The organism is Kordia aestuariivivens (genome assembly GCF_014397005.1).
GTDB classification, from domain to species: Bacteria; Bacteroidota; Bacteroidia; order Flavobacteriales; family Flavobacteriaceae; genus Kordia; species Kordia aestuariivivens.
This window is the reverse complement of the sequence record NZ_JACGWS010000001.1, coordinates 199,370-213,520: the sequence shown is the minus strand read 5'-3', so window position 1 is coordinate 213,520 and position 14,151 is coordinate 199,370. Positions and strand designations below refer to the sequence as shown.

General features: G+C 33.9%; 12 protein-coding genes and 1 tRNA gene. 3 read left to right on the top strand and 10 right to left on the bottom strand.

The window, feature by feature from the left end; genetic code table 11:
* Positions 1-73: 73 nt before the first annotated feature.
* The gene (locus H2O64_RS00945) at positions 74-1,654 is read left to right on the top strand and encodes a hypothetical protein (protein WP_187560256.1); all 1,581 of its coding nucleotides are present in this window, start codon (positions 74-76) and stop codon (positions 1,652-1,654) included.
* Between the two features lie 77 nt (positions 1,655-1,731).
* Here the strand turns inward: H2O64_RS00945 and H2O64_RS00940 are convergent, their stop codons facing one another.
* The 3 genes from H2O64_RS00940 to H2O64_RS00930 all read right to left on the bottom strand — a co-directional run bounded on the left by H2O64_RS00940 (position 1,732) and on the right by H2O64_RS00930 (position 5,348).
* Positions 1,732-3,012, bottom strand: a complete 1,281-nt coding sequence (locus H2O64_RS00940) for a metal-dependent hydrolase family protein (protein WP_187560255.1) — start codon at positions 3,010-3,012, stop codon at positions 1,732-1,734.
* 125 nt (positions 3,013-3,137) lie between these two features.
* Positions 3,138-4,163, bottom strand: coding sequence for a UDP-glucose 4-epimerase GalE (gene galE, locus H2O64_RS00935; protein ID WP_187560254.1), 1,026 nt, complete (start codon positions 4,161-4,163; stop codon positions 3,138-3,140).
* A 27-nt stretch (positions 4,164-4,190) separates the two neighbouring features.
* Positions 4,191-5,348: a DegT/DnrJ/EryC1/StrS family aminotransferase gene (locus H2O64_RS00930; RefSeq protein WP_187560253.1), complete on the bottom strand. Its 1,158-nt coding sequence runs from the start codon at positions 5,346-5,348 to the stop codon at positions 4,191-4,193.
* 98 nt (positions 5,349-5,446) lie between these two features.
* On the opposite strand from H2O64_RS00930, the gene H2O64_RS00925 reads away from it, so the two are divergent.
* Positions 5,447-6,718 carry a 3-deoxy-D-manno-octulosonic acid transferase gene (locus tag H2O64_RS00925; protein ID WP_187560252.1) on the top strand — a complete coding sequence of 424 codons (1,272 nt, stop codon included), beginning with the start codon at positions 5,447-5,449 and terminating at the stop codon, positions 6,716-6,718.
* A 105-nt stretch (positions 6,719-6,823) separates the two neighbouring features.
* On the top strand, positions 6,824-7,213 hold the full coding sequence (locus H2O64_RS00920; protein ID WP_215907107.1) for a hypothetical protein: 390 nt from the start codon (positions 6,824-6,826) through the stop codon (positions 7,211-7,213).
* A 74-nt stretch (positions 7,214-7,287) separates the two neighbouring features.
* On the opposite strand, the gene H2O64_RS00915 is transcribed toward H2O64_RS00920, so the two are convergent.
* From H2O64_RS00915 to H2O64_RS00885, 7 genes are all read right to left on the bottom strand, one after another.
* Positions 7,288-7,482: a hypothetical protein gene (locus tag H2O64_RS00915; protein ID WP_187560251.1), complete on the bottom strand. Its 195-nt coding sequence runs from the start codon at positions 7,480-7,482 to the stop codon at positions 7,288-7,290.
* Between the two features lie 135 nt (positions 7,483-7,617).
* Complete coding sequence (locus tag H2O64_RS00910) at positions 7,618-7,851, bottom strand: hypothetical protein (RefSeq protein ID WP_187560250.1); 234 nt, start codon at positions 7,849-7,851, stop codon at positions 7,618-7,620.
* A 540-nt stretch (positions 7,852-8,391) separates the two neighbouring features.
* Positions 8,392-8,577, bottom strand: a complete 186-nt coding sequence (locus H2O64_RS00905; RefSeq protein ID WP_187560249.1) for a hypothetical protein — start codon at positions 8,575-8,577, stop codon at positions 8,392-8,394.
* Positions 8,578-8,615: 38 nt separating this feature from the next.
* A complete protein-coding gene (locus H2O64_RS00900) occupies positions 8,616-10,190 on the bottom strand; it encodes a tail fiber domain-containing protein (RefSeq protein WP_187560248.1) in 1,575 nt (524 codons plus the stop codon).
* Between the two features lie 237 nt (positions 10,191-10,427).
* Complete coding sequence (locus H2O64_RS00895) at positions 10,428-12,005, bottom strand: tail fiber domain-containing protein (protein WP_187560247.1); 1,578 nt, start codon at positions 12,003-12,005, stop codon at positions 10,428-10,430.
* Between the two features lie 216 nt (positions 12,006-12,221).
* Complete coding sequence (locus tag H2O64_RS00890) at positions 12,222-13,748, bottom strand: tail fiber domain-containing protein (protein WP_187560246.1); 1,527 nt, start codon at positions 13,746-13,748, stop codon at positions 12,222-12,224.
* A gap of 283 nt (positions 13,749-14,031) precedes the next feature.
* A tRNA-Leu gene (locus tag H2O64_RS00885) sits at positions 14,032-14,113 on the bottom strand.
* Positions 14,114-14,151: the final 38 nt, after the last annotated feature.

Sequence of the window (14,151 nt, the reverse complement as noted above, 5' to 3'; positions counted from 1 at the left end):
AAACAGGTATTTTTACCGAGATATATATCGTATATTATCGATAAATTTGACAACTAACCAAATACTAATCATTATGAAGAATTTACTTTTTAAAGGCTTATCTATCGTTTTAATTTTAGCGTTTATTATGGTTTCCTGTGAAGAAAAAAAGGATAAGGAAAAATATAAGACGACAACGAATGATGCTGGAGCTGCTATGGCTCAAATTGTCCTGAGCACTCCCATAAACTCTAAACTCCCTACCGATGTATTACAATCGTGTACAGTAAGCAATTCGGATTTTAATTCTTGGTTTGCTTCTAAAACTGTTTCTGAAAATGGTGCTGTAAATGCAGCCAATTCAGTAACTGCTGTACACAACAACAATTGTGATTTTTACAAATGGTCTGAACAAATGTTTTTGTGGATTACCTCACCAAATACCTCGGGAGATTATAGTAGTGGAACAGTTATGGAATCAGATAGTTTTTATACGGTATCTACATCTGTTGATGATGTGCGTACATTAATACCTCATGAAGAAGGAAAATTAATAAGTGCAGTAGCTAATGCCCAAAAAAATGATGGACTCTTTGTTGATACTGAAGAAGGACAAGCAACAGATGATGTATTGATGGCTCAAAATGGTTCACTCATTTATTACATAAGTATGGTAAATGACGTATATGCGCAATACTTAAATGGAGTTGCAAATAGTGGAGGAAGTGTTAGTGGAAGTGAGTTCCCTACAACACAAGATCAGTTAAATACTATTATCGCTTTTGCAGCAACGCAAGGAATTACTGTTAAAGACCCTAACACCTTAACAATAGAAATTAAAACTTCGTGGGTAGACGCTGATCAATTAACAAATGCAGACGATTATATTACGATGAATGCTATTGTTCCTACTTATGATACAAGTAATGATCAAAAATGGGTTCCTAATGGTACAGGGGAAAAAAAGTTAGCAATGATAGGAATACATATTGTAGGTACTATTGATGGGCATCCTGAAATGGTTTGGGCAACTTTTGAACATGTGAATAATGCACCTAATCTTGAGTATACTTACCTAGATACGGAAAGTAATACCAAAACACAAGCTGCAGATACAGGAAATGATTGGTTATTAAATAGCGATAGCTCAAATTCAACCTACAATCAATCACACATGATTTTTTGTAACTCTGATGAGTTAAAGGCTAAGAAGTGTGATGAACTTAACACTATTGTTGCAAAAGATAGCAATACAATTAGTGCTAGCAATACTAAAATGACAAAACCTTGGGGAGCTGCAAATGAAGGTGCGCCTAATGCTGAAAATGACACTCCAGCAGCATCTAACAGCGAAGTGATTTCTATAAACAATAGTGTATTAGGTCAGTTAGTAGCAGGTGATTTACGTAAGAACTATATTTTTATTGGAGCTACTTGGACTGACGGTGGAGCAGCGCCAGATGGAACAAGTTATTCTTCAACAAATACAGCTCCAGGTGTAGCTATAGGAACCAGTCAATTAGCAAATAGTACAATGGAAACGTATGCACAAAACGGGGCAAGTTATGCTCTATATGGAACCTGTTTTAGTTGTCACCACTCTGCAAGCCCAGGTTTAAAACCTTCAGACTTAAGCCATATATATTCAGAATTATTAAAAGGAGAGAGTAAATAATACTATTTATTAAAGCAAACTATTAAATTAATAAAAAAGCAAAGCCATATGTAAAATGCATATGGCTTTGCTTTTTTTTATTGCTTGTATATTTTTCCATCTTTCATCACAAAAACTACATTTTCCATCGTATTGATGTTTTTTGTAGGATCTTCGTCAACGGCAACAATATCAGCTAAAAATCCTGCTTTTAGCTTCCCTAATTGATCTTCCATTCCTAGAATTTTTGCATTTGTAATCGTTGCAGATTGAAGAGTTTCCATTGCTGGCATTCCACCTTCTACCATAAATCCGAATTCTTTTCCGTTCAATCCATGCTCATATACACCTGCATCTGTTCCGAACGCAATTCCAACACCTCTTTTATAAGCTCTGGCAAATGTTCCCTGAATTTTTGGTCCAACCTCCAATGCTTTCGGCACAATAATATCCGGATAGTATCCTTTAATTTTTGCTTTCGCTGCAACTTCTTTTCCTGCCGTAATTGTTGGCACTAAATATGCATCATGCTTTTTCATGAGCTCCATCGTTTCGTCGCTCATTAAGGTTCCATGTTCTATAGTTTTTACACCACCAATAATAGCACGCTGCATTCCTTCGTCTCCATGTGCGTGTGCCGCAACATGCATTCCGTAATCTTTCGCTGTTTCGCAAATTACTTTGATTTCTTCCACAGTAAATTGTGGATTACTTCCACTTTTAGCAACACTTAAAACACCGCCAGTTGCCGTAATTTTAATCATATCTGCGCCATTCTTATACCGCTGACGGACTGCTTTTTTTGCATCACTTACATTATTGACAACACCTTCTTTTGGTCCTGGATCGCCAACAATTTCTTTACGATTTCCGTTGGTCGGATCGGCGTGTCCACCTGTAGTTGCCAACGCTTTTCCTGAAGTGAATATTCTTGGACCATCAATTCTTCCTTGATTGATAGCGTTTCGCAACGAAATATTTACGCCACTTCCACCTAAATCTCTTACAGTCGTAAATCCTGCTTTTAGTGTTACGTTTGCAAAACCTACCGAACGAAAAGCAACATCTGCATCATTGAGCGTGTATTTTTCTAAATATGCTTTTGGATTTGTTTCACTTTCAATATGAACGTGCATATCAATCAACCCAGGCATGACCGTTTTCGACTTTAAGTCAATCATGATCACATTTTCTTTTTTGGGTTGCAAATAACCATCCGAAACACTTATGATTTTATTTCCAGAAACAACAATTGTTTTTTCTGTTAACACTTTTCCGCTTTCGGTATCAATAATTTTTCCGCAATGCAAATAGGTATCTTGTGCCATTACAATGGTTGCACACAAAATACTCAAGCATAAGATGAGTCCTTTTTTCATTTGGTTGGTTTTTATTTTTTTAATAAGGTCAAATGGAATCTTTGATATTAAAAATAATCATTGTAATTGTATGCTAATAATTATTTTTAATATGTCGGTTTCATTTGGTTTTGTTTATGGTTAGTTTAGTTGGTTTTTCTAATTTTCTGTTCCCATTTCCAAGCCGAAAGCATCGCTTCATCTAATGTTGATGTTGCTTTCCATCCTAAAATAGTATTTGCTTTTGTTGTATCTGCATACGCAGAAATCACATCGCCTTCTCGCCTATCTATAATTTTATAGTTTAGTTTTTGTTGGCTTACGCGCTCAAAACTTTCAATAACTTCTAATACGGAACTTCCTTTTCCTGTGCCAATATTAAAGACTTCAAAAGAAGTTTCATGCTTCTTGTCCAATAATCTTTTTAAAGCTATTACGTGCGCTTCCGCGAGATCGACCACGTGGATATAATCACGGATGCAAGTTCCATCTTCCGTAGGATAATCATTTCCAAAAACAGCTAGTTCTTTTCGTAAACCAATTGCTGTTTGTGTGATGAAAGGCACTAAATTTTGTGGAACCCCATTGGGCAATTCACCAATTTCAGTACTTGCATGCGCGCCAATTGGATTGAAATAGCGCAGTGAAATTACCTGAAGTCCGTTTGCGATTTGAGCCGTATCTTGAAGAATTTCTTCACCAATTTGTTTTGTGTTTCCATACGGAGAGAATGCTTGTTGTATCGGAGCATTTTCTGAAATCGGCATTTTTTCGGCTTGACCGTACACCGTACACGAAGAACTAAAGATGAAGGAAATTTGTTTTTTATGTTGAATTTGCTGTAAAATAGTAATTAACGTTGAGAGATTATTTTCATAATACAACAACGGATTCGTAACACTTTCGCCAACTGCTTTGCTTGCTGCAAAGTGAATGATTCCTTCAATAGTTAGATGTTTTTTAAAGAAAGAAATTGTCGCAGGTTTATCACGTAAATCCAATTCTTCAAACTGTGGCTTTATCCCAGAAATGGTTTCTATTCCTTGTAATACGTCTAAAGAAGAGTTTGATAAGTTATCAATAATTACCACTTCAAATCCAGCTAATTGCAACGCGACAACTGTGTGTGAGCCAATGTAACCTAATCCGCCAGTAACTACTATTTTTTTCAAATTTTAATAATTTGTGCTTGTTCGCAATTATTTATTCACAAAATCCAATATCGTTTTCGTGATGAATGCTATTTGCTCATCATCTAATTCCGTGTGCATTGGAAGTGAAATTACTTCTTTTATCAATTGATTCGTTATTGGGAAATCTGCTTCGTTATAACGTTCGTCTTTGTATGCTTTTTGTGCATGTAACGGAATTGGGTAATATACACCACAAGGAATTCCAGTTTCGTTTAAATGTTGTGCTAAAGCGTCTCTATCGACATCAACAACACGCAATGTGTATTGATGAAATACGTGACAGTCACAACCTGAACATATAGGGCTTTCGCAAGATTTTGATATTTGCGGAGTGATTATTTTTTCATTTCCAGAAAATGCTGCATTGTATTTACGAGCGGCATCTTGACGTGCGGCATTGTAGGTATCTAAAAGTGGTAATTTTGCACGTAAAACCGTTGCTTGAATTGAATCTAATCGTGAGTTTACACCAACCACATCATGATGATATCGTTTGTACATTCCGTGATTTACGATTCCTCTGATTGTATGTGCTAAGTCATCATCGTTTGTAAAAATAGCACCGCCATCTCCATAACAACCTAAATTTTTTGAAGGAAAGAAAGACGTAGAAGCTACATGACCAATTCCGCCTGCTTTTTTCACGCTTCCATCAGCAAATGTATAACTCGCACCAATGGCTTGTGCATTATCTTCAATGACGTATAAATCGTGTTCTTTAGCGATGGCTTGAATGGCGTCCATATTGGCACATTGTCCAAATAAATGCACAGGAACAATGGCTTTTGTTTTGGGTGTGATTGCCTTCCGAATTGCTTCTGGATCTATATTGAATGAATCTTTTTCAACATCAACCAACACAGGAGTTAATTGCAATAATGCGATTACCTCAACAGTTGCTGCAAACGTAAAATCGGCAGTAATGACTTCATCACCTGGCTTCAGTCCAAGTCCCATCATTGCTATTTGCAAAGCATCAGTTCCATTAGCACATGGAATGACATGTTTTACGTCTAAATATTCTTCTAATTCTTTTTGAAATGCGTGTACTTCGGGTCCGTTTATGAATGCTGAAGATGCAATTACATCTAATACGGATTGATCAACTTGGTCTTTGATTTTTGCGTATTGACCTTTAAGATCGACCATTTGGATTTTCTTCATTCGTATCTTTCTTTTGTTCTAACAATATTACAAAATTGTAGAACGATACCCAATGAATTTAAACGAAAGAATGTATTTTAGCAGTAAACTCATTGCTTTTGTATTTCATCTACAACATATTGGTTTATATTGCTGGTTTCTTCTTAAAGATTGTAGCATTGTTTCATAAAAAGCTTGGACTTTTTGTACAAGGAAGAAAAACCGTTTTTGAAATTTTATCAAATCAACTTAAAAAAGAGGATAGCGTTGTATGGTTTCATACGGCTTCTTTGGGCGAATATGAACAAGGTTTGCCCGTTTTAGAATCCTTAAAAGAGTTGTATCCAACACATAAATTTGTACTGACTTTCTTCTCGCCTTCGGGTTATGAAGTGAAAAAAGATAGTGGCGTTGCAGATATTATTACATATTTACCACTTGATACAAAAGCAAATGCAAAGAGATTTATCAAGTTAGTGCATCCGGAATTAGTAGTATTTGTGAAGTATGAATTTTGGCCAAATTATTTAGCCGAATTGAAAAAACAACACATTCACACCATTTCTATTTCTACTATTTTTAGGAGTTCGCAAGCGTTTTTTAAGTCGTATGGTGGTTGGATGCGAAAATCGCTTCATGCGTTTAACCATATTTTTGTACAGGATGAAACTTCAAAACAGTTATTAGAAAACATCAATTATAAAAATGTAACTATTAGTGGCGATACTCGTTTCGACAGAGTTTTAGAGATTTTACAACGTGATAATTCATTGCCTTTTATTGCCAATTTTAAGAATGATAAAACTACTGTTGTGATCGGAAGTAGTTGGGCAGAAGATGAAGCTTTATTTGTACCTTTTATTAATTCTTCTAAGGAAGATTGCAAGTATATTATTGCACCGCACAATATTAAATCGCAAGAGATTCAAAAATTAAAAAATAGCATTACAAAATCGACTGTTTTATTTTCTGAGTTAGATCAACATAAAGATCTAAGTCAGTTTGATGTTTTTATTGTAGATACTATTGGAATTTTGACAAAAATATATAGTTATGCTGCTATTGCATACATTGGCGGTGGCATGGGAAGTACAGGTTTGCATAATACTTTAGAACCTGCGGTGTTTGGAATTCCTGTTGTGATTGGCAAACACTATGCTGGATTTAAAGAAGCCGAAGATTTGGTAAAACTCGGCGGTGTTCTTTCTGTAAAGTCTCCGGCAGCGTTTCAAAATACACTATCTAACTTACTAAAAGACACTAATTTTAGAGCTTCGGTTGGTATTATTAATCACAATTATGTGCATGCTAATGGAAATGCAAGTGAAATTATTATGGCATATCTCTCCAAAAAGCAAGAAATTCTTAAAAAGTTACCTTTCAACTGTTAAAACGATAATTTTACAGAATGTTAAAAAGATGTTAAAACATTCTTTGTGAATCCGTAAAAGAAATCTTAACATTGCTATTACATTTAACAATAAATAGATTAAGAGATGAAAAAAGTAATTTTAAGTGCTGCATTGGTTGTTGCTTTAGCATTCGGAACAACTTCATGTGAAGAGGTAAAAAAAGAAGGAGACAAAGCTGCTGATAAAGCTGGAGAAGTAGTAAAAGATGTAAAAGACGCTACTAAAGATGCAGTTGATGCAACTAAAGAAGCTGCAAATGATGCTGTTGATGCAACTAAAGAGGCTGCTAAAGATGCAGTAGATGGAGCAAAAGAGGTAGTTAAAGACGTAAAAGAAGGTGCAGAAAAAGCTGCTGAAGACGTAAAAGATGCTGCAAACAAAGCTGCTAGTGACGCAAAAGACGCTGCAACTAAAGCGGTTGATGATACTAAGAAAGCTGCTAACAATTTAAAAGAAAAAGCTTCAGGTCACTAAGATTTGTTTCTTTTCGCATACAAAAGCAAAAGCTTCTCCGAATGGAGAAGCTTTTTTTTATACATCATATTTATTTATTGACAGTTTGTTTGGTTTCCAGTAAGACACCAAGAACCAGTTTGTCCTTCAGTTATTCCACAGCCTCCAAAACAACTCTCTGATTGGTTTTCTCTTGGCGGCCAATTTGTTCCTCCAACTACTGAGTTTTGTGATAAGTTAGATACTGATTTTTTGTTCAGTTTTAAATTGATAAGATTCTTTTTTTTCATGGTTTAAAATTTTAAGTTAATTCTTAAAAATACATAATTACATTAACAATAAACAGCTTAAAGCCAAAAAATCAACTAGTTAAGTATAAAAAAAGTGAGTCGAAGCTCACTCTATTTTTCAAATAGAAGCTATTTTTAACAAATAGGATATGTATTTGTGTCTACTTCATTTGTGTTCACACAACCAATTCTTCGCGTATGACAATTATACGCCGCAGTCTGAAAACAAATGTTATTTCCATTTTGATCAACTAATGTGAGAATACAAATTTGAACTGAATTTTCTTTTCCTCCAACGCCTTGCGCTGCGCTCAAACTAGAGATTGATTTTTTGTTTAATGACAGGTTTTTGATGCTCTTTTTTTTCATGATTTAATATAATTTTGGTTAAGTCATTAAAGTAAGAAATAATCTATAATTCGCGAATATTTTTAACATAATTAACTCAAGACCATTTACTTGAAAGCTTGTAAACAATAAAAGTGGACCGAAGCCCACTCAATTTTTTTAAATAAAGGTTATTCCTAGCAAAGAGGAATTGTAAATGGATCAACTTCATTTGTGATTGCACAACCTACGAATTGTGTACGATCGCAATTAAACCTAGTTTTAAAGCATATATTGTTCCCATTTGCATCTACAAATGTTCGAATACAGAGTTGAACTGAATTTTCTATTCCTCCAATGCCTTGAGCCGCACTCAAACTAGAGATTGAATTTTTGTTTAATGACAGATTTTTAATGCACTTTTTTTTCATGATTTAAAATAGTTTTGGTTAAGTCATTAAAGTAAGAAATAATCCATAATTCACGAATATTTTTAACATAATTAACTCAATATCATTTACTTGAAAGCTTGTAAACAAAAAAAGCGAACCGAAGTTCGCTTTGATTTAAAATAGTATGCTGTTACAAGCATTTACATGCACTGGCATTGTCTAATGTAAAACAACCATCTGTCATTGGCGGACACTGTCCAGTACATACTGCCGAGCAAAGATTAGAGGTTCTTGTTCCTCCTTTTAAGCTATCTGTAGCTAGGTTGGAAACAATACTTTTCTTGAATGCGATTTTCTTAATGTTTCTTTTTTTCATAATTGAAAGTTTTGGCTTATTTATTAAATGTTGTCAAATTATCGTACGATCATCTTTTTAGAGATCATTACTTCATTATCTGAAATTAAAGTATAGATAAAAATCCCTTTTCCTATATCACTTGAATTGATAGTCAATTGTCCTTTTTGATTCGATAAATTGTATTCTTTGATAAATTTTCCTGATAAATCAACAACTGCAATTGTTGCTTTTGTATTGCTTGGCAACGTGTAATTCACAACTGTTTGATCTGTGAAAGGATTTGGCCTGTTTTGCTCCATTGAAAAACCTACTTCTCCAGCGTTATCTAATTTATTTTCTTTAGATGAACCAGCTTCTCCTCTCAACTCTTCCAACTGACTTTCTAGCGATGCTACTTTTTCATTTAATTCATCTATACTTGCTGTAGCTTTTTCATTTAATTCTTGTAAGCTTGATGTTAAAACTGAGATAAGTCCTGTGTAGTTTACAGCTTTATACTCGTAAATCCCAGTTTGTTTATTTTCTTTATCTAATATCGGCTTATTGATTGTTGTTACCAATTCAGGAAATACTTCTTCAAGGTTTTGCGCTAAAAATCCATGTTGTAATTCACTAGGTAAATTTAACTGGTCATTTGGTTTAAATGTATAGGTTACGGCATCTAACTGTGCTAATTTATCTAACACATTTTCTTCATTTTTGATATTATCTTTTAATTTTTTATCGGAAACCGTAAATGTTCCAGTAACAAAAACATTTCCATTAAAATAACCTGCAAATCGATTTGGGTCTGTTGATGAAGTACCATAAATAGCTGCTCCAAAAGCAGGAACTGCTACATCAGCAGTACTAGCTATTGATCCAAAAACACCATACGTTGGACCATCACTACCATTATCTGTTACAAATGCTCTTACTCCAGTGTTTTGAGTTCCTCCATTTAAACGAATATTAATCCCTGTATTTTCGAAGCTAGAACCCGTAGTACTTTCAATATCCAAGCCCGTTTTAATAAAACCTCCAGCATTGTTTACTGATCTTATTGCTGTGGTAAAAACACCATTTTGACTAGCATCACTTTCTAAAGTTAAGCCCACACGCGAAGAAGCACCACTAACTTCCGTATAATCAATACTAACTTTTGTATCAAATGCGGCTAATGGATCTCCAAAATAGGTTCTTCCATCATTTGTCATCGTTGCTACCAGCTTAGAATTAGTTGATGTAAAACTATTTGCCGCTCTGAATTCTAAATCGGTTCCCGATCCTACCCATTGAATTCGTGGGTTTAAATCAGCGATATCTTGATATCCCATCGTAATCGCTGTGTTTGGTAATTGAAAACGCAAACCAAATACAGTCTGCGTACCTGTTTTTAATTTCCCGATAGAAAACCATCGACTGTTGTTAAAATCAAAAGCGTTCCCTTTGTCTAATTGGGTTACTAAACCAGGTCTGAACCTAAAAATTTCTCCACCACTAAATTGTTGAGGAATTGGAGTAAAAATTGAAGAACTCACACTGCCAAAAGATTGATTTTGACTAATAGGTACAGGTACAGGTCCTACAGATATTTGTGCAAAGGAAATTGCTGAAAAAAGCAATGCTAGAATTAATGTAATTTTTTTCATGACTAAGTTATTTTTAGGTTAATTTTGTTTAAATATAAATTAAAAAGATTAAACATAATTACGGTTAAACCATAAAAATGAGCATGTTACAAATTAATTGTAAATTTCAAATACTCATATTTAATAAAAATTACGAAAAACTATATACGTTTTACTCAAACAAAAAAGCCGAAGTATTAGAACTTCGGCTTTTGCTTTTTGACTTGAAGGCTTTTAAAGTAAAAATTACTTTTTAAATTATCTTACAATCATCTTCTTAGAGATCATTACTTCGTTATCTGAAATTAAGGTATAGATAAAGATTCCTTTCCCTATATCACTTGAATTGATGGTTAATTGTCCTTTTTGCCTCGATAAATCGTATTCTCTAATGAACTTTCCTGATAAATCAACCACTGCAATTGTTGCTTTGGCATTATTTGGCAACGTATAATTTACCACAGTTTGATCTGTAAAAGGGTTTGGTTTATTTTGCTCCATTAAAAAGCCCATTTCTTCGGCGTCATTTAAGTTATCAAGTTTAGTTTCTCCATTAGATTCAACTTGATCTCTTATGTTTTCTATTACATTTTCTAGGGCTTCTACTTTTTCATTTAATTCATTTATCCTTGCTGTTGATGTTTCAGTTAGTTCATTTATTCTTGCTGTTGATGTTTCATTTAATTCTTTTAAACTCGAAGTTAAAATAGAAATCATTCCAATATAATTTACAGCTTTGTACTCATATACATCAACTTCTTTGTTGTCTTTATCAAAAATAGGTTTCTTAATAGTCGTTACCAATTCTGGGAAAACCTCTTCTATATTTTGTGCTATAAAACCATGTTGTAATCCTTGAGGTAAATTCAGTTGATCATTTACTTTATAAGTATAGTTAACCGCGTCTAACTGTGCTAGTTTGTTTAAAATATTTTTTTCATCTTCTATATCTGTTTTTAATTTCTTGTCAGAGGATAAATACAATCCAGTAGTAAACACATTTCCGTTAAAATAACCTGCATATCGGTTTGAAGTTGTTGCTGAACTACCATAAACAGCAGCTCCCAAACCAGTTGGCGTTGTTCCACTTGGTCCATAAATGAATCCTGCAACTCCATAGGTAGTTCCAGTACTACTACCCGTTACGGATGCGTTTACACCTCTATTGACAGATGCTCCGTTTAAACGAATATTAACACCTATATTATCGTAAGCCGCTCCACTAGTACTAGTTCCTGAAACATCCAAACCAATTTTTCTATACCCGCCAACATTATTAATGGATTTGAATCCTGTAGCTATATAGGCATTTGCGGTAGAAACATTATCTACGATCAAACCTGTGCGAGTACTTCCAACATCTCCATAATCAATACCAACTTTCGCTTCAATTGCGCTTAAAGGATTCCCGAAAAATGTTTTACCATCATTCGTCATCGTTGCAACTAATGTAGAACTGGTAGAACTAAAGCTATTTGCAGCTCTAAACTCTAAATCGGTTCCTGAGAAAGAAGATTCTCCTATCCATTGAACTCTTGGATTTGCATCTCCTAAATCTTGATATCCCATAGTAATTGCTCTATCTGGTAACTGAAAACGTAAACCGTATACATTTTGGGTTCCCGTATTGAGTCTACCTAAAGAAAACCATCTGCTGTCAAAATCAAAACTAACACCTGAATCTAATTGGGTTACTATACCAGAATCAAACCTGAAAATTTCTCCTGATAGTGGACTAGGAGTTGTAATTGTAGTTGATATAGTGCCTGAAGATTCATTCTGAGCGAAGCAAATTGCTGTAATTAATAACGTAAAAATTAATGTAACTTTTTTCATAATTTAAAATTAATTGGTTAACTGTGTTTAAATATAATATAAAAAAGTTAAACAAAATTACGGGGAAACCGTAAAAATGAGTATGTTACAAGCTAACTGTAAATTTCAAATACTCATATTGAATAAAAATTACGCAAAACTTTATATGTTTTACTCAAACAAAAAAGTCGAAGTTTAGAACTTCGACTTTTGCTTTGTAACTTAACGATTTTTAAATTATCTTATAATCATCTTTTTAGAGATGATGACTTCATTATCTGAAATTAAAGTGTAGATAAAAATTCCTTTTCCTATATCACCTGAATTGATCACTAATTGTCCTTTTTCACTCGATAAATCATATTCCTTAATAAACTTCCCAGATAAATCAACAACTGCAATCGTTGCTTTTGTGTTGCTTGGCAACGTATAATTCACCACTGTTTGATCTGTAAAAGGATTTGGTTTATTTTGCTCCATTGAAAAGCCTTCATCTCCAGTATCATTCTGGTTGTCCAATTTAGTTTCTCCATTAGATTCAACTTGTCTTTTCATATCTTCCAATTCACTTTCAAGCGCAACCATTTTTTCGTTCATTTCGTTTAAACTCGAAGTTAAAATTGAAATCATTCCAATATAGTTTACAGCTTTATATTCATACATACCAAGCTCCTTATTGTTTTCACCCAAAATAGGTTTTGTAATGGTAGAAACTAATTCTGGAAAAACTTCTTCTATATTTTGAGCAATAAATCCATGTTGTAAATTGGAAGGAAGATTTAGTTGCTCATTTGGTTTAAAAGTGTATGATACTGCATCTATCTGAGCTAATTTTTCCAACATATTTTCCTCAGTTTTAATGTCTTGTTTCAATTTCCGATCAGAACCCGAAGAAAATGATCCAGTAACCACCACATTTCCACTAAAATAACCAGCATATCTATTTGTACTTGCTGTTGAACTACCATAAATACCTGCTCCAAAACCAGTAGGAGTTACACCACTAGGTCCGTAAACAGTTCCTCTTACACCATTAGAGCTACCTCCAGATGCTTGGCTTCGCACTGATGAACTTACTCCCGTATTATAATATCCGTCTAGTAAGCTAACACTAAGACCTGTATTCCCATAAGAGCCACCATCACTTTGAATACTCATACCCGTTTTTATAGTACAAGAAACATTATTGATTGATTTGTAACCTGTAATCGTATAATAATTACCTTCTGTAGTATTATTTTGCACAGTTATACCTGTTCTACTGTTGGTAGCAATGTCACTATAATCAATACCTACTTTTGTTTCGCTTGTAGTTAATGGCTTCCCAAAAAGGGTTCTGCCATCGTCAGTCATCGTGGCAACTAATGTAGAACCTGTTGATGTAAAACTATTTGCGGCTCTAAATTCTAAATCAGTTCCTGAAGAAGAACCAGCACCTATCCATTGAATTCTTGGATTTACATCCAATAAATCCTGATACCCCATAGTGATTGCTCTATTTTCCAATTGAAAACGTAAACCATATACAGTTTGGCTCCCTGTATTTAAGCGACCAATAGAAAACCAACGACTATTATTGAAATCAAAAGCGTTTCCTTTTTCTAGTTGAGTTACTAAACCAGGCCTAAACCTGAAAATTTCTTGCCCACTAAATTGTTGAGGGATTGGGTTGAAGATTGAAGATTGCACACTACCAAAAGATTGGTTTTGAGAAAAGCAAAGTGCACTAAAAAGTAACGCAAAAATTAATGTAATTTTTTTCATGTTTTAAATTTATTTGGTTAATATGTTATAAATTAAGCATTTAAAATCATAATCAATTACGGGAAAACCATAAAAGTGAACATATTATAAATCAACTATGAATTTTAAATACTCAAATTCATCTAAAAGTAATTGTAGAATTTACGCAGAAAAGAAGTTTAAATGATCCCGATAAGTTTTTAACAGTAGATACAGTTTACTAAATGCTTACCGATCCATTAAAAATTATATAAGTTATACCAAACAAAAAAAGCTTCAGATTTCTCTGAAGCTTTTGGCTTTGTGCGGGTGAAAGGACTCGAACCTTCACACCGTGAGGCACTAGATCCTAAGTCTAGCGTGTCTACCAATTTCACCACACCCGCAAAATGTGGGTGCAAATATAAAGAACATTTTTAATATT

Bases quoted from the DNA above. Each gene is read 5' to 3' on its own strand.
- H2O64_RS00910 (WP_187560250.1), bottom strand. From the start codon at position 7,851: ATGAAAAAAAAGAGCATCAAAAACCTGTCATTAAACAAAAAATCAATC.
- H2O64_RS00915 (WP_187560251.1), bottom strand. From the start codon at position 7,482: ATGAAAAAAAAGAATCTTATCAATTTAAAACTGAACAAAAAATCAGTA.
- H2O64_RS00905 (WP_187560249.1), bottom strand. From the start codon at position 8,577: ATGAAAAAAAGAAACATTAAGAAAATCGCATTCAAGAAAAGTATTGTT.
- H2O64_RS00890 (WP_187560246.1), bottom strand. From the start codon at position 13,748: ATGAAAAAAATTACATTAATTTTTGCGTTACTTTTTAGTGCACTTTGC.
- H2O64_RS00930 (WP_187560253.1), bottom strand. From the start codon at position 5,348: ATGAAGAAAATCCAAATGGTCGATCTTAAAGGTCAATACGCAAAAATC.
- H2O64_RS00900 (WP_187560248.1), bottom strand. From the start codon at position 10,190: ATGAAAAAAATTACATTAATTCTAGCATTGCTTTTTTCAGCAATTTCC.
- H2O64_RS00920 (WP_215907107.1), top strand. From the start codon at position 6,824: ATGAAAAAAGTAATTTTAAGTGCTGCATTGGTTGTTGCTTTAGCATTC.
- H2O64_RS00895 (WP_187560247.1), bottom strand. From the start codon at position 12,005: ATGAAAAAAGTTACATTAATTTTTACGTTATTAATTACAGCAATTTGC.
- H2O64_RS00940 (WP_187560255.1), bottom strand. From the start codon at position 3,012: ATGAAAAAAGGACTCATCTTATGCTTGAGTATTTTGTGTGCAACCATT.
- H2O64_RS00945 (WP_187560256.1), top strand. From the start codon at position 74: ATGAAGAATTTACTTTTTAAAGGCTTATCTATCGTTTTAATTTTAGCG.